This is a genomic window from Embleya sp. L77 (assembly GCF_055557415.1).
Genome location: NZ_CM145709.1, coordinates 4,500,970 through 4,522,896, shown reverse-complemented (window position 1 = coordinate 4,522,896; position 21,927 = coordinate 4,500,970). Strand labels below are relative to the sequence as shown.

Here is a 21,927-nt window from a genome sequence, read left to right as displayed (position 1 = left end):
CGGACAAGCCGCCACAACGGCGGCCGAACCCGGTCGGGCTCGGCCTGACAGGCCCAGACCCCGCATGGTGGACGGAGGCACGGCGAACCAGAGACGGGGCCGACAGGCGACGACAGCGGGGAGCGGTAATGCGGATCAGCGCCGTGGTGTTCGACGTGGGCGAGACCCTGGTCGACGAATCGCGGGAGTACGGCACCTGGGCCGACTGGCTCGGGGTGCCCCGACACACGTTCGCGGCCACCTTCGGGGCGGTGATCGCGCAGGGCCTCGACTATCGCGAGGTGTTCCAGCGCTTTCGGCCCGGCTTCGACCTGACCGTGGAGCGGGCCGCGCGCACCGAGGCGGGCTTTCCCGAGTGGTTCGGCGAGGAAGACCTCTACGCCGACACCCGACCGTGCCTGAAGGCCCTGCGCGACCAGCGCCTGTGGCTGGGCGTGGTCGGCAACCAGACCGTGAACGCGGGCGTCATCCTGCGCGGCCTGGACCTGGGCGTGGACCTGCTGGCGACCTCCGACGACTGGGGCATCAGCAAGCCCGAGCCGGCCTTCTTCGAGCGCCTCGTCGCCGAATGTCCGTGCCCGGCCGAGGAGATCCTGTACGTCGGCGACCGCCTCGACAACGACGTCCGCCCAGCCCACCTGGCCGGCCTCCGCACCGCCCACGTACGCCGCGGCCCCTGGGGCTACCTGGTCGCCGAAGACCCCGAACTCATCGCAGTCACCGACCTACGCCTGGAGTCCCTCGGCGAACTCCCCGCCGCAGTCGCCCGCATCAACGGCATCACCGAACCCTAAAAAAAACACCCTCAAACGCCGGCCACTCAGCCCGGCCGGCGTTTGAGGCCACTCAGCCCCGCCGGCGCTTGAGGCGAACCAGCCCGGCCGGCGTTTGAGGCCACCCAGCCCCGCCGGCGCTTGAGGCGAACCAGCCCGGCCGGCGCATGAGGCCACCCAGCCCCGCCGGCGCTTGAGGCGAACCAGCCCGGCCGGCGCTTGAGGCCACTCAGCCCGGCCGGCGCATGAGGCCACCTCGTCCGCAGACCGGGCGCGTCACGCCGAGCCCTCCATCGACCGCGCCCCGCCGCCCGAGCGCAACCGATCGTCAACCTCCCGCACGAACGACTCCCGCGCCCACGGCGCCAGCGACGCCCGCACCGTGCGCACCCGATCCACCGCCGTCGCATACCCCTGCACCCCGACCAGATCGAGCGCCTCCTCCAACAGCCGACAGGCGTCTTGCGGCTCGCGCGCCCCCACCGCCGTCGCCGCCAGTTCGGCCAGCGTCATCGCCCGCTGCTTGTGGCTGTGCGCAGGCAACCCGGCGAGCGTGCGCTCCAGGCTGGCCCGAGCCTCGGCCGAGCGCCCGGCGGCCACCTCCGCGGCACCCCGGAAGCCCTCCAGGCGGGCCGCGGAGAACCAGTCCAGCCAGGCCGGCGGCCCGTCCGCCGTCCACGAGCCGGGCGTCTCCGGCGGCGCGTACGTATCGGCGGCGCGATCCAGCAACGGAAAGGCCGCGTCCGGCGTGCCGAGCCGGACCTCCGCCTCGGCCGCGATCGCGTCCAACCACGCCCGCAGCGTCGGCCCGGCGTCGCCGCCCGTGGTGCGCTCGCGCGCCGCGGCCAGGGTGTCCCGGGCCTCCCCGCCCCGCCCGGTCCAGGCCGGCGCGAACGCCATGTGCCCGAGCACTGCGGCGGCCAGCGAGCCGTCCCGACCCCGGTCCGCCGCATCCAGGGCGAGGTCCTGCCAGCGTCGCACGTGCGGCCCGCGCAGGCTCAGGTCGAAGAAGGCGATCCTCGACGCGAGCAGCGCGGTCTCCGCGATCGCGGAGTAGTGCGCCCCCTCCGGCCCCTCGGCCAGCAGCCGGGCGCCGTTGCGGGCGTGTTCGGCCACCACCGGCAGCAGTCGCCCGGGTTCCTCGATCCAGTAGCGGGATCGCAGCCGGGCGGTGGTGGCGACATAGGCGGTGGGATCGGGGAGCGCGGCTGCCGACCCCGAGGAGGCGTATGCGCCGGAACTCTTGACGGTGAGGCCGGCGACGGCGGCGCCGGCCAGAAAGGTACGTCGTTGCACCGCGTCCTCCCATACGCGTCGTGGTGACGGACAGTCGTGGTGACGGACATGACTGCGCGGACCCGGTCACGCGGTAGACCGGGCCCGACCGCTCCGTGCTGGATCTCGATCGTGACCCCGTCCCACCTGCGGCGTCATGCCTCTAGCCCGTTAGGGCGGCAAGAGTCCTCAGCGCGTCCTGCAGGAGTCCCACCGCGGGCCTCGTCACACGGTGTGCCGACCTGGTTGCATCTAAGGCAGAAGCGGACGCCCCGAAGTCGGACGCTTCGGGCTTGTGCAGGACGAAGAGGACGCTTCGAGGACCTCCCGGCCCCCGAGGACGATTCCGTTTCCACGACGAAACGAGAGGACCGCCTCACCGATGGACGCCGACGTGAACCGAACGACGCTGGCAGCGCTGCCGCAGGACGCGCTTCGGAACCCGTACGCCCCTCGCCTGGTCGCAGCCGGCGAGACGTTCGACGTGATCGAGGTGGAGGACCGGCTCGGCCGCGAGGCCCTGGCGACGCTGCACGCGCACCGCGTGCCGGTCGGTCCGGTCATCTTCGACCGCCGTTACCGCCGGATCGGGTTCCTCGTACCGCCGACCACCGTGATGCCGATGCGGCCGCGCGAGCGCCGGCTCGGCCCGCGCCACCACGGGCGGGGTGCGTGGATCACCTTCCCGCCGCCGCCGGAGCAGAACGACGGGCCGCTCGTGTGGCTCGTGCCGCCGACGCCCGACAACCGCCTGACGACGCTGCGGCACGTGCGCGCGGCGATCGCCGAGGCCGCCCGCGCGCTCGCCGAGCGCCACCAGCAGGCGATCTGAGATCGCCCCATGGACGTACCGGTCGGGGACCTGACATCACGAGCGGCTCCCCCAATACCTGCTCGACCCGGCCGGTACCGGTAGGACGCGATGCGCCCCCTCGCCACTGTGCGAGGGGGCGCATCCGCCTGTGCGGACCGGCGCCGGGAGGTTTACCGGCCGCCGAAACCGCCTGCACGGCCCGGTTCGTGCCACCGATTCGGGGTTTATCGGGGCATGTGCCGGGCTGTCGTCCCTCTTTCGGGCAAGGGTCTTTCGGATGGCGTCCGGTTGGCGACAATGGCAAGGGCGCGGGATCTTGCGGGCCGGTTTCGGCCGATCCCGCCGCTCCCCCGTGTCCGTGTTCGTCGTCAGCACGTCTGCACTGTCGGAAGGAATCCGCGCATGCCGTCCGAGTCGCGCAAGCCCCGCATGCGGCCCGCGCCGCTGTTGTTCGAGCCCGCGGTACCCGAGCCGCCCGACGAACGCTTCTTCGACCTGGACGATCTGACCGATCCCCAGGAGGTGCTGGCCCGCTCGACGGACCTGGCCGAGGCGTTTCGCGCGGCGGCCGACCGGGCGGTGGACTACCAGGCGATGGCCGCGGCGCGGATGGCGGATCCGAATCGTTTCGACCACCTGACGACAGCTCAGGTCGCGGCGCGGGCGGGCTGGGGCGAGGAGTACACGGCGAAGATGATCGAGCACGGCCGAAAGCTGCTGCTGGAGCGCGGCGAGTAACCGACGCCGGACCGGGCCCGCGCGCCGGTCGGGCCCGGCCCGTCCGGCGCGCACGTGTGCTCAGCCGGACAGTGCGACCCGGTGCCGGGCGAGTTCGGCCAGCACCGCCTGATTCGCCTCCCAGCCGTCCGGGAAGCTGACCGGCACCCCGAGGTGGACCGGGTCGGCGGTGGGATGCGCGTCGAGCAGTTCGGGGATGCCGGCCCGGGCGACCACCAGACACGCATGCCGATGCCGCGAGGCCAGCACGCACAGCCGGCCGGTCTCCAGGTGGAACTCGGTCGCGTCGCGACGACCCGAGAGCGGATGCAGCACCACGGTCACGTCGAATTCGCGACCCTGGAGCCGGTTCGCGGTGTCCACCACGATTCGGGACGCGCCCAGGTCGCGCAGCGCCGACTCGACCCGCGCCCGCTGCTCGCGGTGGCTGACGCCGATCGCGATCCGGGACGCGTCCAGCGGCACCCCCTCCGGGGTGCGCTCGCCGATCGCGGTCCCACCCCGGGCGAGCAGCCGCGCGGCCAGCGTGGCGACCGCCTGTACCGCCTCGTCGTCGGCCGCCGCGGTGAACCGCGCGGGCAACTCCAGCAGGCCCCACCCGGACTTCGCCGCGACGTCCACGGCCGCGTCGTACGCGTCGTGGGCGCGGGCCGCGCCGAAGTGCAGCAGCCGCTCGCCCGGACCGGTCCCCGACCGGAACGGGGTGAACGGGTAGAACGCCTCCGACACCAGCGGCGCCGCGCTCGCGGGCAGCCGCCAGGACACCGGGAGTCGATGCACCGGCAGATCCGGGTTGTGCCGCCGCAGCACGACCACCGCACTTTGCGACGGGTCGTAGCTGAGGCTGTGCCAGCGCGAGGTGTCCACGGTCGCGAACGGGTCGAGCTGGCCGGGGTCGCCCACGAACAGCGCCCGGTCGAACAGACGGGCCACCAGCAGCAGCGCGTCCGAGCGCATCTGGTACGCCTCGTCGACGATCGCCCACGGCCAGCGCCGATCCTGCACGAGCGCCCACTTGGCGGCGGTGGCCACCACCACCGCACACGCGTCCAGCGCCTCGGCCTTCTCCGCGTTCAGCACCGACGTGCCCACCAGCACGGGCGGCAACCGGTATCCGGTGGCGGACAACCGACCCACGGTCAGCCCCGGGTGGTCCTCGACCAGCCGGACCAGCAGGTCGTCGACCTGGTTGTTGGTCTGCGCGACGATCATCAGCCGCTCGCCGCCTCGGGCCAACTCCCCCGCCGCGCGCACCACCAGCGTCGACTTGCCCGCGCCGGGCGGCGAGTCGACCACGACGCCGCGATGCGCACCGGAGCCGAGGTCGGCGAGCACGGCGTCGGTCGCGGCGGCGGCGAGCGCGGCCGGGTCGCCCTCGGGGTGAGCGGTGTGCACGGTCGTCACGACCACTCCTCCAACGCGTCGTCGTCCGCTTCCGGGGCGGCCTCGGGCTCGGGCTCCGGCGGCGGGCCGCCGTGGGTCCAGGGGGTGTCCTCGACCGCGGGCCAGTCCGGGCCGCGCCGGAATTCGGCGATCAGCGAGGTCCAGCACAGGACTTCGCCCGGTTCGGGCACGCTGCCCGGCTTGGGCGCCTTGCCGCCGCCCATCCCGCCGCGCAGTTCCAGCACGACGTGGCCGGGCTCGGTCCGAAGGACCCGAGCCTTCGCGTCCGGGCGTTCGACGCACGCGAGGTCGGTGCCCGGCCCGAACAGCGGTTCGTCGTCGGTGGCGAAGGTCAACATCGGGCGCGGGCGGGCGGTCTTCTTCCCGGGCTCGGTGACCGTGCGCTCGGCGTCCACCGCGATCAGCTCGCCGCGGAACGCCTCCCCCGCGAGCCGGACGGCGGCCATCAACAGCGGGTCGTCGCGGACCTGTTCGGCATCCAACCGGGCCTGTGCCCGTTCCCGGGTCGCCAGTTGCGCCGCGGCCGAGACCGCACCGGGCACCCGCGGCTGCGGACGCGACTCGGGGTCGGCCAGATCGGCGGCGAAGAAGCTGTACGAGGCCCGATCGGCCTCCCAGCGCCCGGCCACCGACCCGCCCGCGGGAAGCGCGCCGAGCAGTTCCACACCGCGCCACATGCGATCCCAGGTCGGCAGCAACTCGGCGGCCAGCGCGGTGCGAATCGCCTGCTCGGCATCCCGACCGCGCGGCCCCAGATCGGTGCGCGCGCCAATGTCCGCCGCCTCCCGTTCCGCGGCCACCGCCTCGTCGAATGCGGCGATCAGCGGCACCAGGCGCTCGTCGAACGCCGGATCGGTCGCGGGCCCCGCGGTCGGGCCGCCCTCGACCTCGCGGGCCGCCTGATCCCCGCGCTGCCCGGCCGGCGGGTCGATCCAGGCGAGCAGCGCGGCCAGGTCGCCGTCCTCCAGCGCGCTCTGGCCGGTCACCCACGCCTGGGTGAGCAGATCGGTCATCGCCAACAGCACGCTCGATCCGGGCACACCGGCGCGGTCCGCGAGCCACGTGCTCCACCGGCCGAGCAGCGGAACCTCCTCGGCCACCGCGAACTCGCCGTCGGTGCGCCGGAATCGGGTGGACCGGCCGAGCAGGCGCAGATACTCGACGCCGCCCGCCGTGGGCACCAGCACCTGCGGCGCGTCCACGCTGCGCTCGTACGGCTCGTCGCCGCGCCGCTCGATCGTCTCCGTCTCGGCCGCGAACGCGCCCAGGTAGGGCAGCAACAGCCGGCCCAGCTCCGCCGCGTGCGCGAACCGCCGGTCTCGGTCCCGTGGTTGCGGCACCGCGAGCAGGTGCGGCCGGTCCCGGTCGGTGCCGACCAGCACGGCCAACGGTGCGAACGCCTCGCCCGCGAGCACATAGGGCACCAGCACCAGGGGCCGGGCGGACAGATGCCGATGGCGCACGGTCGCGGCCGGTTGGGCCGCCCCGGTCGCGGCGGCGCGCAGTCGGCCGAGCGCGGCGATCGCGCTCACCCGGCGCCGCCCGGGACCCGAGTGCGCAACGGCTCGGCCGGCGGCGTCGCGGCACCCGGCGGCGCGGTTCCCAACACCTCGGACCGCAGTGCCTGGGCCCGGCGCAGCAGCCTGGCCACGTCCTCCTCGCCGGGCCGGGCGGCGCGGGTGCCGTCGGCCAGGGCCAGCGCGTCGGCGATGTCCTCGATCCCGCCCAACGCGCCGCGCACCGAGGTGCCCAGCGTGCCCACGCTGCCGCCGCCCGGACCGCAACCGCGGGCCTCCTCCCGGCAGAACAGCGCGAGTTCGCACGCGGACAGGCAGTCCGGAACGTACGCCGCGGGCACCTGCGCGACGGCCGCGCCGACCAGTTCGCCGTCGACGTCGAAGGTCAGCGTGTCCGGCAGTTCGCCGAGCAGTTCCTCCACCCCGGACAGGCGTTCCAACCGGCGCCGGGTGGTGGCCAGTTCGCGCCGCACGTCGAGCACGACGGCGACCGGGCGGTTGGAGAAGTCCTGCGCGCACACCAGCACGATGTCGGTGGCCACCACGTCCGGGTCCAGACCCAGTTCGGCGGCCAGTCGGCGCAGCGCGTGCACGTACACCGCGGCCTGGCGGGTGGCCGAGGCGAGCTTGCCCGGGTCGGCGGACCCGTCGATGATCGCGAACGACTTGATCTCCACCACGTACAGCCGGCCGGCCACCCGGCAGGCCATCGCGTCCGGCTCCAGGTAGGCGCGCCGGCCGGCCACGTCCAGCGGCAGCAGCGGGTGGTCCAGGATCGCGCAGGCGTCCGGCTCCCCGCGCGCCGCCCGGGCCAGGGCGTCGCGGGTGCGGGCCACCCGTTCCTCACGGCTCGGCCGGCCGGCGCCCTCGTGGTCAACGTCGACCAGTGCGCCGGCGTCCGGGTTCGCGCCCAGCGTCTCGGCGAGCAGTCGGCGCAGCTCGGTGCCGCCGTCCGCCTTGACCCGGGCCTCGAACACGTTGCCGCGCCCGATCGCGAACGGCGAGCGACCGCCGTACCGGGCCGGGAAGCCGAGTCGGTCGGCGAGCACGGTCTTCTCGATGCCGGCCGCGTCCAGCACGCCCCGGCGGGCGCAACCGGGGTTGGCCGCGAGGGCGGCGACCGTGCGGGCGTTGTGATTGCGGGTGGGCAGTGTGCCGCGCAACTGCTCCAGCCTGCCGGCGATCGCGCCGGTGGTACCCGTCGTGCGCATGTCTCGTGTACGGCTTTCGTCGTCGAACCGTCCGGTCCCGGGTCAGTGTGGACCATGTCACCGACACGGGGCATTCGGCGCTACTCGTCCGCCCCGGGAAGTGCCACGAACCCGGTTTCGTCGGTGGGTGCCAGTTCGCTGAACGACTCCAGCACCTCGTCGAGTTGGCGGACCGCGACCGAGTTCTTGTAGGGCTCCAACTGCCTGCGGGTGACCCGCACCCGGTCCATCGCCATCGAGTACCAGTGCACCCGCAACATGTCGACGGCCTGGAACAGCCGGCCGCACGCCTCGTCCACCTGACCGGCCTGGAAGGCCGCCTCGGCCAGGTCGGCGTACATCACCGCGCGCTGTTTGTCGCCGTTGGGCGGCAGGTTCTGCAGCGCGTCGTTGAGTGAGCCCTGGGCCTGGTCCATCCGGCGCGCGGTGAGTTCGGTCTTGCCCCGAAAGCCCCACAGCCGGGAGGCGTCGAAGAAGTCCAACCACGGCGGTGTGGGCGTGTTGTCCGGGTGGCACAGCAGGTCCTCGGCCCGGTCCAGCAGGTGCAGTCCGCGCTCGGGGGTGCCGCGCAACGACTCGAATTCGGACTGCACCGCGTCGAACCAGGCGAGCATCACCATCGGAGCGCCGCGCGTGGCCGTCTTGCGGGCGAAGTCGAGGATGTCCTCCGCGGCCGAGGGGGCCGCGTCGAAGGCCGGGATGAACGCGGTGTGGGTGAGCACGGCGGCGGCGAGCAGGGTGTCGCCGGCCTCGTTGGCGGCGCGGTAGGCGACCAGGTAGTGGTCCTGCGCGTCGTGCGGGCGGTTCAGGTCGAAGAAGGCCATCCGGCCGGCCAGCATCGCGGTCTCGGCGAGCGACGCGCCCAGGATCCGGCGGGCCCGGGCGGGGCCGGGGGCATCGAGCAGCTGGGTGCCCAGGCGCACGTGGGCGATCACCGACGGGTAGGCGATGGCGGCGGGGGCGACCCAGTACATCTGGCGATAGGTGCGGGTGAGCATCGCGTACTGGTCCGCGCCGACCACGGTCAACTGGCCGGCCCGCGAGTGCATCGGTACCGCCAGCGGGCCCGGGTCGGGGGTGTCCCGCAGCAGTTGGCGCAGCACCGCGGGGGTGGCGATCTCCAGCGTGGGGGCCGGCGGCTCGGCGGCGGGCGGGCCGATCGCGCGCAGCGGCGGGCGCACCGGCAGCCCGCGCGGGCCGTCGCCCTCCAGTCGCCGGCCGCCGACCACCGTGGGGCCGGTCTCCGAGCCGGTCCGGGGAGGTACGACCGCGGGTCCGGGCGGCGGCACCGGACCGGGTGGTGCGGCCGGTCGCGGGGACGGCACGGGGCCCGGCGGGGGCACCGGACGCCGGGAGCGCGCCGGCGGCACCTGGCGGCCGTCCGCGGGTGCCGGGTGGGCGGGCGCGGCCATCGCCCCGTCGACCGGGCCGCCGGCCGCCGGCGGCCGGCGGCGGACCCGGGCCTCACCGAAGCCCTGGTGCTCCACGCGATCGAGCGCCCGCCCGGTTTCCCGAGCGGGCGCGGGGAACGCCGATGGAGCGCTCGGTTGCTCGGCCACGGGGTGCGCATCGGTGAAGCCCTCGCCGTACTCGGCCAGCTCGGCCTGCCACGGCGGGGTGAACCCGAGGTCGGTCAACGGCCGCTCGAACAAAGCCTGCAGAACCTGCTGATAATCGGGGGTCGGCCAGGGCGGGTCCGCACTTTCCCACCGCCGCACCTGCCGCACGCTGACGCCGAGACGAAGCCCGCATTCGAGTGCCTTCTTCTCGAAGGCATCGGCCAATTGTTGCTGGGAAACCCAGCCATGCGAGTGCCGTAGGGCCTTGAGCCGGACATTCCCGGACGAAGGACCGGCCCCCTGCCGCATGGCCATCGGCCCTCCCGGTTACGACGTGCGGTGTGCTGTGCAGGCTGTGATGCCGACGGTACCCGCCGTGAGACGGCCCGGGGGACCTCTTTGCGGATGTCTGGAAAAGGGCGTCCTCTCCGTGTCCTCAAAGAAGTCCTACGAGGGACCTTGCGCGCCCTCGATACGCTCCCTGCGCGCCCCCGGCCGCCATCCGAGCGTGTCGAAGGGTGTCGATTTTCGATCACCGCCGACCCCTGCTAATGTTTCCCACGCAACGCAGGCGCCGCTAGCTCAGTTGGTTAGAGCAGCTGACTCTTAATCAGCGGGTCCGGGGTTCGAGTCCCTGGCGGCGCACCTTGCGAAACGGCGATGGGGCCCTCGGTTCACCGAGGGCCCCATCGCCGTTTTGTCGTCGTTGTGGGGGCGTGGCATGAGCCAGTGAGCGGCCGTCTGCCGCCGTCGCAGGTGAGCGACAACCAGCAGTACTTCTCCGCCTCGGAATCGGCCGAGGCTGTGCCTCTGGTTCCTCCCTGGGACAAGAACATGCGGACCGGTCATCCAGCCCATGGGATCGCCTTTGCCGCCGAGACCGTCAGATGCCGACAACGAATGCGCTCGTCCAGCCACTTGGCGGTCGACGGGCTGCCGAGCGTGCGCAACAGATCTCGACACTGGCGCACCCCGCGGCCCACCCGCTTCGTCGGAACCAATGTGATCAAGTGGTTGTCAACAGCCAACGGTTGATCACCCAACACCAGAACTCCCGCGCCACGCGGACGTCCGCCGACGCCCTGTCCTGGACGAGAGGTGCGGCGTACCACCACGAACGGGGGCGTTAGAAGTTTCCCGTTGAATCGACGCGTACGCTCAGGCATTCCCATCGAATCCGAGGGAGGGAGTTGGCGTGCAGTCAGATACGGCACCAGGGGACCCTCTCGCACGTCACGATTGTCGACGACGGGTCCGACGGACACGGTAAATGAATCGCCGACGGTCGCAGTACCCTCGTCTCCCGCTGCACCGGTCTGCCATCCGGCATCACGCGACACGACCGCACCGGTACGACGAACCGCCGTCATCGTGAAGACATCGATGTCCGTGTAGTCATCGAACTGTCCGTTCGAACGGATCCCTTCCACAGACACGCGCTCGTCGATGTAGGCACGCCAGGCTCGGTATCTGCTGCCGCTGCGAAGCACATCGGGGAGTACGGCAGTCATCCGTCCTCGTCGGCCGAGCACATCCACCGCCGCCGCAGTGAACAGTGCGGCCGAAGACGTCCTACCAGTTGACCAAGAACAGGCAGCGGGTGCGGCAGCGGGTCCATACGGAGGATTGAGCAGCAGGTGGACCGCCCGTCCGGGGCGCCCCCCGGCTGCCATCCGCAGCTCAGTCAAGCCGTCGCCCTGTGTCAGTCCAGGGAACGCGCGCGCCACCTGGGCCGCGGACAGACCCCCAAGGTGACCACGTTCACGATGCCGATACAGAACGAGTAGCAGAAGACGGAGCCGAGCAGCATCAATAAACGGCTGATGCAGATCGGTTCCCCTGAGTCGGGAAGCCCACCTGTGCACCGTCAGCGCTGGGCTTTCGGCCAACGGCAGTCCGCCGGCCGCAGAGAGCAACAGGTCACCGGCGCCGCACGTGGGGTCCCAAAAGAGTTCCTGTCCATCATGTTCCGACCGCATAAGAGTGTCGAATTCGCGTCGAATCAGTCCTGCGGTGAAAAAGCATCCAATCGCACGGCGCGTTTCGCGAGGCACCAGACGACGTGCCTCGGATGCGGCCTGCCCGTTGAGCGCATGGTGCACGTCGTCTTCGATACGTGACCAGCGATCCGACGCGGCGTCTTCGACGAGCTGCGACAGCCCGAACACGAACTCCGCGTACTTTGCGGTCCCCACCCTCAGTCCCCTGTCCCCAGGTGCGATCCGGCAACATTCACGCCGTCGATCTTCGTGCATCGCATTCTGCAGCATCCAGGGGCCGCGATACACTGCGGTCGGCAATACAGGCTGTCCGAGGTCAGTAGCCCGGGGCGTCACCCACGCGCGGCATCGGCAGGACGGGCGTCCGACACATCGGCGCGTTCACGTGCTGCGAGACGAACAACGCGTGTTCCGGCAGAAGGGGTTCGAACTCCAGTCCCGCGTCGGTCTTGGTCACTGTCAGACTCCCGACACAACAACGGCCTTTGCTGCGACCCGCTGCCTCCCCGGCAGCCAAGTGGTCGTCGGGCAGGGGTCCGGCGAGGCTGTGGCAGTGCCGTGACACCTGTGTACAGGCGATGTGGGCATGCGGGGCGGCCTTGCGTACCGCTGCAACCACGTCAGGATGCGGATTGTTGGTACGCCCGCCGCTGAGAATGGAGAAGACCACCACCTTCGGCGCGACCAGTTGCGTCATTCGTTCGGCGAAGCGTGCCGGGTCGGCGTGACCCGGACGACCTCCATGATGCGGAAACACCAGGACGGGTGCCGACAAGTCGCTCTCGACCTCCTCAAGCGCCCGCAACGCAACGGCGTCGATGTCGGCGGCAAGGAGCACGGCCGGAACCTTGTCCAAGTGCACCTTGACCACGACCGAGACTGTGTTGGCCGTGAGGCGCCCCAACGTCCGATGGCGTTTGGTCGGTCCGGTGCCAGCCATGACGATGCTCGGATGTACGACTTCCAGCCAGGCCCGCCCGTTGTGCAGTTCCTGACCGATCTCGGTATGGATGGCCTGGTGGCCGTCCAGACCCCCCATGCGCTTGCGTGTGTAAATCGCGCGGTGAAGCCTCTCCCAGACCGCCGTGTTCTTGTCGCCGTCCGCGTTGTACCAGACCGTGCCGATGGTCCGAGCATCATCCACGATCACGTTGCCCGCCCCGCCAGCGTGGTCACTGTCGGAATGTGAGACGACTAGGTGCTCGATCCTAATGCAACCCAGGCGCTGGAGCTCGGACTTGACCAGATCGCCCGGCGCCACATCCACGACCGAACACGTCGTCCCATCCCAGATCACCGCGCTGTTGCCGTGCCCGACATCCAGGATCCTCATCCCCAGCCCATTCGTCCCGGGCATCGCAGATGGGGGTCGAACTCCAGTCATGAGGTGAACCAGTCCTCCGGCAGATCGGGAGCGATGGTGATGTCACGGTAGTAGAGGTCGTCGGGACGCTTCGCGTTGCAATTGACCTTCGCTTCCAGCCAACGGCCCTCCAACTGAGCAGCGTTCAGGCCGGTGGCTGCCAGGGCCGGCTCCAGTGGCATCCAAACGCTCTTCTGCATGTGCCAACCCACCACGACGACTCGGGCACGCTTCACTTCGCCGGTGGTGAAGACTTCGAGCACCTCGATCGGAGTCAGGAAACAGCGGCGCTCCTCGCTGAAGTCTCCGCGTAGTTCGCGGACGGTGTAGTCGAGGGCCGGCACGATGCCGTCGGTCAGTTCCGGCTTGTCGACGACGGCCGGGATGCCGGACAACCATCGACTGATCGATCCGGTCTGATCGGTACCGCGATGACTCGTAAGCAGCACAGCCGGTAACGGTCGGTCTGTGCGCTGGTTTGCACGACTGACCAACTCCGCTCCGGTGAACCCGAATCGCCGATCGCGGCTGAGCACGTGGTCGCAGACCAAGGCGTCATAGCCCGCGCAGACGTCGGCCAAGAAGGAATCCACACTCAGTCCGGCCGCGTTGTCACTGAGCGAATCGGCTCTGAAGTCGGCGTCCCGCAAGGTGCCGGCTGCAGCCTCGGCATCCTCGACGTCGTCGTCGAGAACAAGGATCCGGGCTCCTGGGTCGAGTGTGGCTACACCCATGTGATCCCCCGGTCAGGTGTCGGTATCCACCACGTCGGTGGCAGGCAGCTCGATCAGGATACTGGCTCCACCCAACTCCCCTGTCTCTTCCGCTATATGGCTCCCATTGAGATCGGCGACGATGTCCCGAACGATCGTGAGACCAAGTCCGGTCCCGTTGTCCCGCGTGGTTCGGCCGGGCTGCCAGATCTCGTGGACCTTCAGGCCCCGAATGCCGGGCCCGCTGTCGTGTACGGACAGTGCCACGACGGCGCCCTCTCGGCGAGTGCTGATCCGGATGATCCGATCCCGATCACTTTCATCCTCACGAGTGAACGCGTGCGCGGCATTGGCAAGCAGGTTTGACACGATGGATTCGACGTCCGCAACCGTCGTGCGCACTGCAGACTGCCGGGCATCCAAGTCGAGTTGCACATCGATCCGCCCCAGGCGCAGATACGGCATGAACAGTTGCACGGTCTCCCGGCAGGCGACATCGACGTCGACATCCTCCGCACGACGCTTACGCTTGGCCAGCAAGTCCAATGGCAGGCGGGCAAAGGTGTTGACGGTTTCGGCGCTACTGATCGAGCTCTCGATTGGGTTCGCGAATCCGGCCTCGTAGTCTTCGCCGGTGATCACACGCTGAAGCCGCGTTCGCACGGACTTGAGGAGGGTAACGATGCGAGCCGCGGGCTTGATGGACTCGTGGGCGAACACCGCAGTGCTGGTGCCAACCGTCGCCAAAGTTCGGTAGAGCAGTAGGTCTTCGCGCAGCGCCTGGATCTCCTCCTGCTTGGTCGCAACCAAGTCACGAGCGGCGATCTTGATGCGAGCTACGTCGGAAGGTGCGGCTTCGTTGTCGAAGAGTGTCGGAGCGCGGTCGGAGGCCGCTTCGAGGACTCGGTTCAGCTCCTCTTCCGCCGCCTCGGCCTTGTCCCGGGTCTTGCGCACCTTCCCGACACGGCGAGCCTCCCGTCTGTCGAGCCGTTTCTCGGCCGCCCAGTCCAAAGCATGTCGTGCAAACGCCTGTAGTTCGAGGAAGGCAACGTCGTCGACGAAGCCGCTCCGGTCCGTCTTCGGCCGCAAGACGTCACCAGGGTCCTCGACCCAGATTCCACCAAAAGAGTTGTTTGTCGAAGGACGCCCCTCGGGACTGCCCGCCCTTCGGACGTTGATGGCAAGCCAGTCGTCGCCGCGATCCCCATACGGCTGCACCCGAAGGCCCCGATGGAACAGGTGAATTCCGCCCACTTGCTTCAACCAGGACTTCAGTCCCTCGGTGTCCTGCTGCACATGGCGAAGCTCGGCTGACGCCCCAGGGTTGAGGTTGAACGTCCAAACCTCCAGGAATGCTGCAGGCGCCTGGAACTGAAGGACAGGGGGCTTGCCGCGTGCATCCCGTGTACGACCGCGTCCCACGTCGGAGTGATCGCCCTGATACTCGGGCTCGCCACGCCAGTTGTAGAGTACCGCCCTGGCCTGGCCGTTCTCATCAAGCTCGGCGACCAGGCGAAACTCGACCGCCTCGGTGAACTGCTCCCAGGGACTCATCACATCGCGCTCAAGAGCGGCGAACCCCGGGGCGTCACAGGTGATACGGAACGTGGTGGCACGCGTCGGCGGCCCGCTCACCAGAAGCAGTCCCCTCGCCAAACGGGACGCGTGCGCTTCGGCGAATCCCTTACGCAGGTCATGTACAACGATTTCAGTGCCGGGCGCCTCTGTCGTTTCGGTGCGCCGTACCTCGTGAAGCACGTCCTCGACTGCTTGGGCCTTGTCGATGCGGTCCCAGTCGATGTCCAGGGCGTATTCGGCACCGGGTTCCGAACGCGGCTTGGTGCGGACGGACACACGGTGACCCAGGCGCAGCGCCGAGATTCGGCCCAAGCCCTTCTCCCCGACCTTCCGCCGCCCCGACCGCGTGTACCGCGCACCATCGTGCGTCTTGCCGGAACTCCCGATCAACAGGAAGCTCGAGGCGAGATCCTCGGCAGTCATTCCGTCGCCGTCATCGACCACACGGAGGCTGCCGCCTGGCTCGGCAGCGTCGGCAAGGCGGATGTGGCAGTTCCTTGCATCCGCGTCGTATGCATTGCGGACCAGTTCCATGACCCCGTAGTCCGGGTGCTGGACGAGTTCTTCACCGATGCGCCGCAGGATCTGCGGAGAGAATCGCAGCGAGTGCCCCATGAGTGCGACTCCTCTTCCTCCGGAGGCCGCGCGTCGTTCCGGCCCTGTCCATGGTCTGCCGGACCAGGGTAGTCGGATCGCGGAACCGGTCCTCCACAATCCAAGATTCCACTGCCCATGCCCACGCATCGGTCAACCGCGTCGGTGTGGCGGGACACATCCGGGGGCATCGCCACGACCGGAACGCCACGGGAACGTTTGTTCGTCTCGGTGAATACGGCACCGCATGGACGGGGGTGGACCCCGGCCGGCGCGGTCCATAGCCTGGACGGGTTGGTTGATGATCTTCGATTGCGTTGTGGGACAAGGGGATTCGATGACCACCCTGGATGTGCCGGACATACTTTCGCCCGAGTTCGCGGCCGATCCGTATCCGCTGTACCGGAGCATGCGTGACGAACACCCGCTGTTGTGGCACGAAGGCATGCAGAGTTGGATCATCTCGCGCTATGCGGACCTGGAACGGGCTTTCAAGGAACCGGTGTTCACCACCGACAACTATGACTGGCAGTTGGAGCCCGTCCACGGGCGGACCATCCTGCAGATGAGCGGGCGCGAACACTCGGTGCGGCGCGCGCTGGTGGCGCCCGCCTTTCGCGGCAACACCCTCCAGGAAACCTTCATGCCGGTGATCGAACGCAACGCCCGGCGGCTCGTGGACACCTTCCGCGAGCGCGGTTCGGTGGACCTGGTGCCGGAGTTCGCCCAGCGCTTCCCGGTCGATGTGATCGCCGACATGCTCGGCCTGGACCAGGCGGACCACGAGCGCTTCCGGGGCTGGTACACGGCGGTCATCGCGTTCCTGGGCAACCTGAGCCAGGACCCCGACGTGGCCGCGGCCGGGCTGCGCACGCGCGAGGAGTTCGCCGCGTACCTGCTGCCGCTGATCGCCGAGCGGCGCGCGAACCCGGGGAGCGACCTGCTGTCCACGCTGTGCCTGGCCGAGATCGACGGCACCCGGATGAGCGACGAGGACATCAAGGCGTTCTGCAGCCTGCTCCTGGCCGCCGGCGGCGAAACGACGGATAAGGCGATCGCGAGCCTGTTCAAGAACCTGCTCGAACACCCCGAGCAACTCGCCGCGGTACGCGCGGACCGGTCGCTGATCCCGCGGGCCTTCGCGGAGACGCTGCGCTTTTCACCGCCGGTGCACATGATCATGCGCCAGCCCGCCGAGGACGTCGAACTCAGCGGCGGCGTGGTGCCCGCAGGCAGCACGCTCACGTGCCTGATCGGCGCCGCCAACCGCGACGACCGGCGCTACGCGCACCCCGACCGGTTCGACATCTTCCGCGAGGACCTGACCGCCAAGACGGCGTTCTCCGCGGCGGCCGACCACCTGTCCTTCGCGCTCGGCCGGCACTTCTGCGTCGGCGCGCTGCTCGCGGTGGCCGAGGTCGAGGTCGGCACCAACCAACTCCTCGACGCCATGCCCGATCTGGCCTTCGCACCGGGGTTCGCGCCCGCGGAGAAGGGCGTGTTCACCCGCGGCCCGGTCGCGCTGCCGGTGACGTTCACGCCGGCGGCCTGAGTCCGGTTCGGGGCGGGCGGGCACCCCGCCCACCCCGAATCGACCCGGGATCAGCCCACGTACGCGGGGGTGAACTCGACCGGGAGCTTCTCCAGGCCGCGCATCCACACTGAGTCGCGCCAGACCAGATCCCGGGTGGGCACCGAGAGGTTGACGTCCGGCAGCCGGTCGAGCAGTACCTCGATCGCGGCGCGCGCGATCACCTCGGCCAACTCGGGGGCCGGGTAGGGGCAGCGATGCTCGCCGTGGCTGAAGGACATGTGCGCGTTGTTGCCCGCGGCGCCGACGTAGGAGTCCGGCCGTACCTGTGGGTCGGTGTTGGCCGCCGACAGGCCGAGCACGAGCAGGTCGCCGGCCTTGATCTTCTGGCCGCCGAGCACCGTCGCGCGCACCGCCCAGCGGCCGATGAAGTTCTGCGTGGGCGTGTCCTCCCACAAGACCTCGTTCAGCGCCTGACCGACGCTGCGCCGGCCGCCGAACAGGGTCAGCGCGAAGCGGTCGTCGGTCAGCATCAGCCGCAGCGTGTTGCCGATCCAGTTCGCGGTGGGCTGCTGGGCGGCGGCCATCACCACGAGCATGTCCTGGATCAGTTCCTCCTCGGCCAAGGCGGCCGGGTGCGCGAGCAGTCGCGAGGGAACGTCGGCACCCGGTTGTTCCCGCTTGCGCTCCAGCAGCCGGGCCATCGTGGCCCGTACCCGCAGGTGCGCCTCGACCGCCCCCTCGCCGCCGTCCAGGGAACCGGCCAGGTCCTGCACCAGCGCCGGGGTCTCCTGCTCGGGCAGCCCGAACAGCCCGGCCACCACGAGCGAGGGCAGCCGGTGCGCGTAGTCGGCCATCAACTCGGCCTCGCCCACCCCGGCGAACTCGTCGACCAGGTGGTCGGCGATCCGCTCCGCCTGGGCCCGCAGCTCGAACTGGTCCACCGCCGCGAGCGCGTCGCTGATCGCCCCGGAGCGGCGCTGGTGTTCGGCCCCCTCGGTGAACATCACCGACGGCTGGTAGCCGACGAACGGCATCAGCGGCCAGTCCGGCGCGATCCGGTCCCACGCGTGCCAGCGCCGCGAGTCACGGGCGAACAGCTGGTCGTTCGCGGTCACATGGTGCACCTCGCGGTAACCGAGCACGAACCACGCGGGAATGTCGCCGTCGAGCAGGATCGGCGCCACCGCACCGTGCTCCTGCCGCAGCTTGCGGTACATGCCGTGCGGGTCCTGCCACAGGCCCGGGCCGGACAACCGCGCGGCGTTCGCGTGCGAGGCGTCGATGGGTGCCGCGGCCGGCCGCCCGCCGGCCGCGTGCGCCGGGCAACCCTCGGGCGGCGCGGGGGCGTTCGGGTCGTTGAGGTCCGAAGGCGTGGTCACAGGGCGCGCTCCCGGGCGGCAGACAACGTGTAGAGGTGGTTCACCAACGCGATCAGCACGGCCTTGCTGGACTCCCGACTGCGTGCGTCGCAGTCGACCATCGGTATCTCCGCGGGCAGCGACAGCGCGTCGCGCACCTGCTCCAGCGTGTGCTCGGGCGGACCGAAGTTGTTGCGGGCGAGCACGAACGGCATGCCGTGGTGCTCCAGCCGGTCGATCGCGTACCAGGAGTCCTCCAGGTGCCTGGGATCCACCAGCACGACCGCGCCGAGCGTGCCCGAGAACAGCCGGTCCCACAGGAACCAGAAGCGTTCCTGGCCGGGGGCGCCGAACAGGTAGAGCACCATCTCGTCGTTGAGCGAGATCCGACCGAAGTCGAACGCGACCGTGGTCGTGGTCTTGCCGTCCGCGCTGCGCGCGTCGTCGATGCCCACGCCCGCCCGGGTCATCGTCTCCTCGGTGTTGAGCGGACGTATCTCGCTCACCGAGCGCACCATCGTCGTCTTGCCGACGCCGAACCCGCCCACGATGGCGATCTTGAGCCCGTCACGCGCGGTGCTCGCCAGGGGGGTACGAACGGCCGGCTCGGACGTGGCGAGCTCAGAGGTTGTGGAGTCCAACGAGCACCTGCTTCAGGATCTCGGTATCGGGTAGTTGCGCCCGGCGCGGGGAGGTGCGCGGGTGCCGCGCGGTGATCCGCCCCGTGTCGAGCAGGTCGCACAGCAGGATCTTCACCACGCCCACGGGCAGGCCCAGTTCGGCGGCGATCTCCACGACGGCGGTGGGGCGATCGCACATCCGCAGGATCCGGACGTGCTCGGACTGCATGCCCGGGCTCGGTTCGCACTCGCTGACGATCAGCGTGACCAGGTCGAACGCTTCCTCGTTCGCGTGGGTCCGACCGTTGGTGACCGTGTACAGCCGGTCCGGGTCCCCGCTGTCGACTGGCCGCCGGATCATGCCGATCGGCCGCCTTCGTCGAACTGCCGGGCCGGCGCGCTCAGGTACTCGCCGATCTGCTCGACCAGTTCGTTCATGTTGTGCCCGACCACGCCGGCGTCCGCGTCGTCGTCCGCGATCACCGCGAGGTGGGCGCCCTCGCCGGCTTCGACGATGAACAGGATGCCGCCGTGGAACTCGGTCATCGACTGCCGGACGCCGCCGCTGCCGTCGCCGAACTCGATCGAGGCGCCGTGCGACAGGCTCTGTATGCCGGACGCGATGGCCGCGAGTTGGTCCGCCTGGTCCACCGTCAGGCTCGCGGTACGGCACAACTTGAGGCCGTCCTTGGACAACACCAGCGAGTGCCGGGTGCCCGGGGTGCGCTCGATCAGGTTCTCCAGCAGCCAGTCGAGATCACGCTCGGGCTGCCGCTGGGTGCCGATCCGCTGTGCGTCGGTGCCGTGTGCTGTTGCGCTCATAGGGCTTCCGAGGTGGACATCCGGTCCGGATGGCCGACCCCCGCCTCCGTTCTCTCGTTGCGTACGACCCGGCGATGGGGCGATCAGGAATTGTCGTCGGGGGACGCCGTCACGTCCCGACCCGGCCGTTCGCCCTGGACCGCCTGGCGGAACGCGCCGAAGCGGGCGCCGGGGGCGGGACGTGGCTTGGCCGCGCGCGGGGCGGGATCCGGGCGCGACTCGGCCCGCTCCGCCGCCCTGGCCGCGGCGGCCAGGGTCTGCCCGGGACGGCGCTTGGCCAGCCCGGAGAGCGTGGGTGCGGGCGCCGGCTCGGGGGTCGGCTCGACCACCGATTCGAAGACCGGGGGTGCCGCGGCGGCCGGCGCCGGCTCGGCCGGCTTCGCCTCGACGGGACGCGCCTGGGCCGCACGTGCGTCGGGGACGGCCCGCTTGCGCGGCTCGGGGCGGGCCTCGCCGACCAGTTGCCGAGGAATCATCATCACGACGCCGGTGCCGCCGCGCGAGGAGGGCCGGAAGGACACCGTCAACCCGTGCTTGCGGGCCAGACAGCCGACCACGGCCAAGCCCAATCGGGTCCCGGACAGCGTGGTCAGGTCCAACGCCTCCGCCGCGACCGCCTGTTCCGCCCGACGCAGCGCGAACTCGCCCATCACCAGGCCGCCGTCCTCGACGGTGACCACGATGCCCGCGGGCACGTCCTCGACGTAGACGTGCACCTGCTCGGAGGGCGGCGAGAACTTGGTCGCGTTGTCCATCAGTTCGGCGAGCGCGTGCATGACGCCCTCGGCCGCGTAGCCGGCCACCGCCGCCTCGCTGGTCGAGTGCACCCGCACCCGCTGGTAGGCGCTGATCCGGCCGACCGCACCGCGCAGGATGCTCTCCATCACGATCGGCTTGGTCCACCGGCGACCCGAACGCGCGCCGGTGAGCACCGCGATGCTGTCCGCGAGCCGACCCGCCTGGGCGGTGCTGTGGTCCAGCCGCAGGAGGTCGCCGAACACCTCCTCGCCGTGTCGGCCCTCCATCTCGCGCAGGTCCGCGAGCATGCTGGTGGACAGCGCCTGCACCCGGCCGGCGGCGTTCGCACACGCGGACATCGCCGCGGCGCGCATCCGCTCGCCCTGTCCCACCTCACGGGCGACGGTGGCCAACGTGCGCTGCAATGCCTCGTGTCGCGGGGCGGGTACGCCGGCGAGCGCGGTGTCCACCGACGCACCGTCGCGCAGCAGCGCCACCAGCGCGGGCAGCGTCTCGTCGGCGAGCCGGGTCGCCTCGGCCTCGTACGCGGACATCCGGTCCCGGTTGTCGTCGTTCCACCGGGCCGCGTCGCCCTCCATCTCGGCGATCCGGGCACGCAACAGGTCCGCGGTGCCGATCGCGTACACGGTGGCGGCGACGGCGATGGCCAGCGCGAGCGCGACCGCCACACCGCCCACCGCCACCGCGGTGCGGTGGTTCGACCCGACGGCGGACACCGCCCACCCGACCGCGCCTGCGGTGATGATCGACACGGCCGCGAAGGCGAGCAGCGCCCGTCCCATGGGCGGTCGTTCGGACCGGGCGCGAGGGGGCATGTGTGCAGCTGACATCAAGCGGATCCTCGTTGCCGGGGGCTGGTCGGGCGTGAGCCTACCGGGCCCGCTCCGGACGTGCCCAACACCGACCTTCCGGACGCATGCGTAGCCTGACGTGTGGCCAACCGCCCTGATATGTCCGCGACTTACCATCTCTGCGCAGGACGGATCGGCCCGCCGAAACTCCCTTCGGCAGCCGGCGCCGACCGCCCACCGGCGGCTCGCCGGCACGATCAGATCGGCGCGGCCGAGGGCCTGCGACGGACTTGCGCCGACGCCGCGGATCGGCCCGCCGCACCGGCCGAAAACGCCGGATTCCCGCCCGCCGACCGGCTCATCGGCACATCGGCCGGCCGCCCGGTCGATCCGGACCGGCCGACCCGGGAGCGACGACCGACCCGGGCACGGGTGGCCGCGACCATCTCGGCCGAGCCCTCGGGCCGGCCGGCGCGGGGCGGTTCGGCCGGGCACCGCGCGGCG

Annotated in this window: 18 protein-coding genes and 1 tRNA gene; 5 read left to right on the top strand and 14 right to left on the bottom strand. The window is 70.7% G+C overall.

From position 1 onward, the window contains the following. Positions 1 to 128 precede the first annotated feature (128 nt). Positions 129 to 794, top strand: coding sequence for an HAD family hydrolase (locus ACZOOI_RS19405; protein WP_391583005.1), 666 nt, complete (start codon positions 129 to 131; stop codon positions 792 to 794). A gap of 255 nt (positions 795 to 1,049) precedes the next feature. Here ACZOOI_RS19405 and ACZOOI_RS19400 read toward each other — a convergent pair whose 3' ends face one another. After that, positions 1,050 to 2,069: a transcriptional regulator gene (locus ACZOOI_RS19400; protein WP_465277041.1), complete on the bottom strand. Its 1,020-nt coding sequence runs from the start codon at positions 2,067 to 2,069 to the stop codon at positions 1,050 to 1,052. 373 nt (positions 2,070 to 2,442) lie between these two features. Between ACZOOI_RS19400 and ACZOOI_RS19395 the strand changes: the two genes are divergently transcribed. Continuing rightward, positions 2,443 to 2,880, top strand: a complete 438-nt coding sequence (locus tag ACZOOI_RS19395) for a hypothetical protein (RefSeq protein WP_360307626.1) — start codon at positions 2,443 to 2,445, stop codon at positions 2,878 to 2,880. Positions 2,881 to 3,264: 384 nt separating this feature from the next. After that, a complete protein-coding gene (locus ACZOOI_RS19390; protein ID WP_026218229.1) occupies positions 3,265 to 3,600 on the top strand; it encodes a hypothetical protein in 336 nt (111 codons plus the stop codon). Between the two features lie 60 nt (positions 3,601 to 3,660). Here ACZOOI_RS19390 and ACZOOI_RS19385 read toward each other — a convergent pair whose 3' ends face one another. The 4 genes from ACZOOI_RS19385 to ACZOOI_RS19370 all read right to left on the bottom strand — a co-directional run bounded on the left by ACZOOI_RS19385 (position 3,661) and on the right by ACZOOI_RS19370 (position 9,606). Then, positions 3,661 to 5,010 carry an AAA family ATPase gene (locus ACZOOI_RS19385; RefSeq protein WP_465277040.1) on the bottom strand — a complete coding sequence of 450 codons (1,350 nt, stop codon included), beginning with the start codon at positions 5,008 to 5,010 and terminating at the stop codon, positions 3,661 to 3,663. Then, on the bottom strand, positions 5,001 to 6,536 hold the full coding sequence (locus tag ACZOOI_RS19380) for a serine/threonine-protein kinase (protein ID WP_465277039.1): 1,536 nt from the start codon (positions 6,534 to 6,536) through the stop codon (positions 5,001 to 5,003). Before ACZOOI_RS19380 ends, ACZOOI_RS19385 begins: the two co-directional genes overlap by 10 nt. Beyond that, entirely contained in the window at positions 6,533 to 7,732 is a 1,200-nt protein-coding gene (locus ACZOOI_RS19375; protein WP_465277038.1) for a hypothetical protein, read from the bottom strand. The genes ACZOOI_RS19380 and ACZOOI_RS19375 overlap by 4 nt, the downstream gene beginning before the upstream one ends. 80 nt (positions 7,733 to 7,812) lie before the next feature. Further along, positions 7,813 to 9,606 carry a helix-turn-helix transcriptional regulator gene (locus ACZOOI_RS19370; protein ID WP_465277037.1) on the bottom strand — a complete coding sequence of 598 codons (1,794 nt, stop codon included), beginning with the start codon at positions 9,604 to 9,606 and terminating at the stop codon, positions 7,813 to 7,815. Positions 9,607 to 9,862: 256 nt separating this feature from the next. Between ACZOOI_RS19370 and ACZOOI_RS19365 the strand changes: the two genes are divergently transcribed. Further along, positions 9,863 to 9,936: transfer RNA gene (locus tag ACZOOI_RS19365), tRNA-Lys, on the top strand. Between the two features lie 200 nt (positions 9,937 to 10,136). On the opposite strand, the gene ACZOOI_RS19360 is transcribed toward ACZOOI_RS19365, so the two are convergent. The 4 genes from ACZOOI_RS19360 to ACZOOI_RS19345 all read right to left on the bottom strand — a co-directional run bounded on the left by ACZOOI_RS19360 (position 10,137) and on the right by ACZOOI_RS19345 (position 15,560). Then, the gene (locus tag ACZOOI_RS19360; protein ID WP_465277036.1) at positions 10,137 to 10,802 is read right to left on the bottom strand and encodes a hypothetical protein; all 666 of its coding nucleotides are present in this window, start codon (positions 10,800 to 10,802) and stop codon (positions 10,137 to 10,139) included. An 805-nt stretch (positions 10,803 to 11,607) separates the two neighbouring features. Further along, a complete protein-coding gene (locus tag ACZOOI_RS19355) occupies positions 11,608 to 12,624 on the bottom strand; it encodes a ComEC/Rec2 family competence protein (RefSeq protein WP_396005194.1) in 1,017 nt (338 codons plus the stop codon). Between the two features lie 47 nt (positions 12,625 to 12,671). Further along, positions 12,672 to 13,388: a response regulator gene (locus ACZOOI_RS19350; RefSeq protein ID WP_396005193.1), complete on the bottom strand. Its 717-nt coding sequence runs from the start codon at positions 13,386 to 13,388 to the stop codon at positions 12,672 to 12,674. Between the two features lie 12 nt (positions 13,389 to 13,400). Next, positions 13,401 to 15,560, bottom strand: a complete 2,160-nt coding sequence (locus tag ACZOOI_RS19345; protein WP_465277035.1) for a sensor histidine kinase — start codon at positions 15,558 to 15,560, stop codon at positions 13,401 to 13,403. A gap of 316 nt (positions 15,561 to 15,876) precedes the next feature. Between ACZOOI_RS19345 and ACZOOI_RS19340 the strand changes: the two genes are divergently transcribed. After that, the gene (locus ACZOOI_RS19340; protein WP_465277034.1) at positions 15,877 to 17,091 is read left to right on the top strand and encodes a cytochrome P450; all 1,215 of its coding nucleotides are present in this window, start codon (positions 15,877 to 15,879) and stop codon (positions 17,089 to 17,091) included. Positions 17,092 to 17,141: 50 nt separating this feature from the next. Here the strand turns inward: ACZOOI_RS19340 and ACZOOI_RS19335 are convergent, their stop codons facing one another. The 5 genes from ACZOOI_RS19335 to ACZOOI_RS19315 all read right to left on the bottom strand — a co-directional run bounded on the left by ACZOOI_RS19335 (position 17,142) and on the right by ACZOOI_RS19315 (position 21,414). After that, complete coding sequence (locus tag ACZOOI_RS19335; RefSeq protein ID WP_465277033.1) at positions 17,142 to 18,452, bottom strand: cytochrome P450; 1,311 nt, start codon at positions 18,450 to 18,452, stop codon at positions 17,142 to 17,144. Beyond that, positions 18,449 to 19,072 (bottom strand): GTP-binding protein, encoded by a 624-nt coding sequence (locus tag ACZOOI_RS19330; RefSeq protein WP_391583014.1) that lies wholly within the window; start codon positions 19,070 to 19,072, stop codon positions 18,449 to 18,451. The genes ACZOOI_RS19335 and ACZOOI_RS19330 overlap by 4 nt, the downstream gene beginning before the upstream one ends. Further along, a complete protein-coding gene (locus ACZOOI_RS19325) occupies positions 19,053 to 19,412 on the bottom strand; it encodes a DUF742 domain-containing protein (protein WP_391583015.1) in 360 nt (119 codons plus the stop codon). The genes ACZOOI_RS19330 and ACZOOI_RS19325 overlap by 20 nt, the downstream gene beginning before the upstream one ends. After that, positions 19,409 to 19,873: a roadblock/LC7 domain-containing protein gene (locus ACZOOI_RS19320; protein WP_465277032.1), complete on the bottom strand. Its 465-nt coding sequence runs from the start codon at positions 19,871 to 19,873 to the stop codon at positions 19,409 to 19,411. Before ACZOOI_RS19320 ends, ACZOOI_RS19325 begins: the two co-directional genes overlap by 4 nt. Before the next feature lie 83 nt (positions 19,874 to 19,956). After that, positions 19,957 to 21,414 (bottom strand): sensor histidine kinase, encoded by a 1,458-nt coding sequence (locus ACZOOI_RS19315; protein ID WP_465277031.1) that lies wholly within the window; start codon positions 21,412 to 21,414, stop codon positions 19,957 to 19,959. Between the last annotated feature and the right edge of the window lie 513 nt (positions 21,415 to 21,927).

Bases quoted from the DNA above. Each gene is read 5' to 3' on its own strand.
- ACZOOI_RS19360 (WP_465277036.1), bottom strand. From the start codon at position 10,802: ATGACTGCCGTACTCCCCGATGTGCTTCGCAGCGGCAGCAGATACCGA.
- ACZOOI_RS19370 (WP_465277037.1), bottom strand. From the start codon at position 9,606: ATGGCCATGCGGCAGGGGGCCGGTCCTTCGTCCGGGAATGTCCGGCTC.
- ACZOOI_RS19320 (WP_465277032.1), bottom strand. From the start codon at position 19,873: ATGAGCGCAACAGCACACGGCACCGACGCACAGCGGATCGGCACCCAG.
- ACZOOI_RS19355 (WP_396005194.1), bottom strand. From the start codon at position 12,624: ATGAGGATCCTGGATGTCGGGCACGGCAACAGCGCGGTGATCTGGGAT.
- ACZOOI_RS19405 (WP_391583005.1), top strand. From the start codon at position 129: ATGCGGATCAGCGCCGTGGTGTTCGACGTGGGCGAGACCCTGGTCGAC.
- ACZOOI_RS19345 (WP_465277035.1), bottom strand. From the start codon at position 15,560: ATGGGGCACTCGCTGCGATTCTCTCCGCAGATCCTGCGGCGCATCGGT.
- ACZOOI_RS19340 (WP_465277034.1), top strand. From the start codon at position 15,877: ATGACCACCCTGGATGTGCCGGACATACTTTCGCCCGAGTTCGCGGCC.
- ACZOOI_RS19315 (WP_465277031.1), bottom strand. From the start codon at position 21,414: ATGGGACGGGCGCTGCTCGCCTTCGCGGCCGTGTCGATCATCACCGCA.
- ACZOOI_RS19390 (WP_026218229.1), top strand. From the start codon at position 3,265: ATGCCGTCCGAGTCGCGCAAGCCCCGCATGCGGCCCGCGCCGCTGTTG.
- ACZOOI_RS19375 (WP_465277038.1), bottom strand. From the start codon at position 7,732: ATGCGCACGACGGGTACCACCGGCGCGATCGCCGGCAGGCTGGAGCAG.
- ACZOOI_RS19325 (WP_391583015.1), bottom strand. From the start codon at position 19,412: ATGATCCGGCGGCCAGTCGACAGCGGGGACCCGGACCGGCTGTACACG.
- ACZOOI_RS19350 (WP_396005193.1), bottom strand. From the start codon at position 13,388: ATGGGTGTAGCCACACTCGACCCAGGAGCCCGGATCCTTGTTCTCGAC.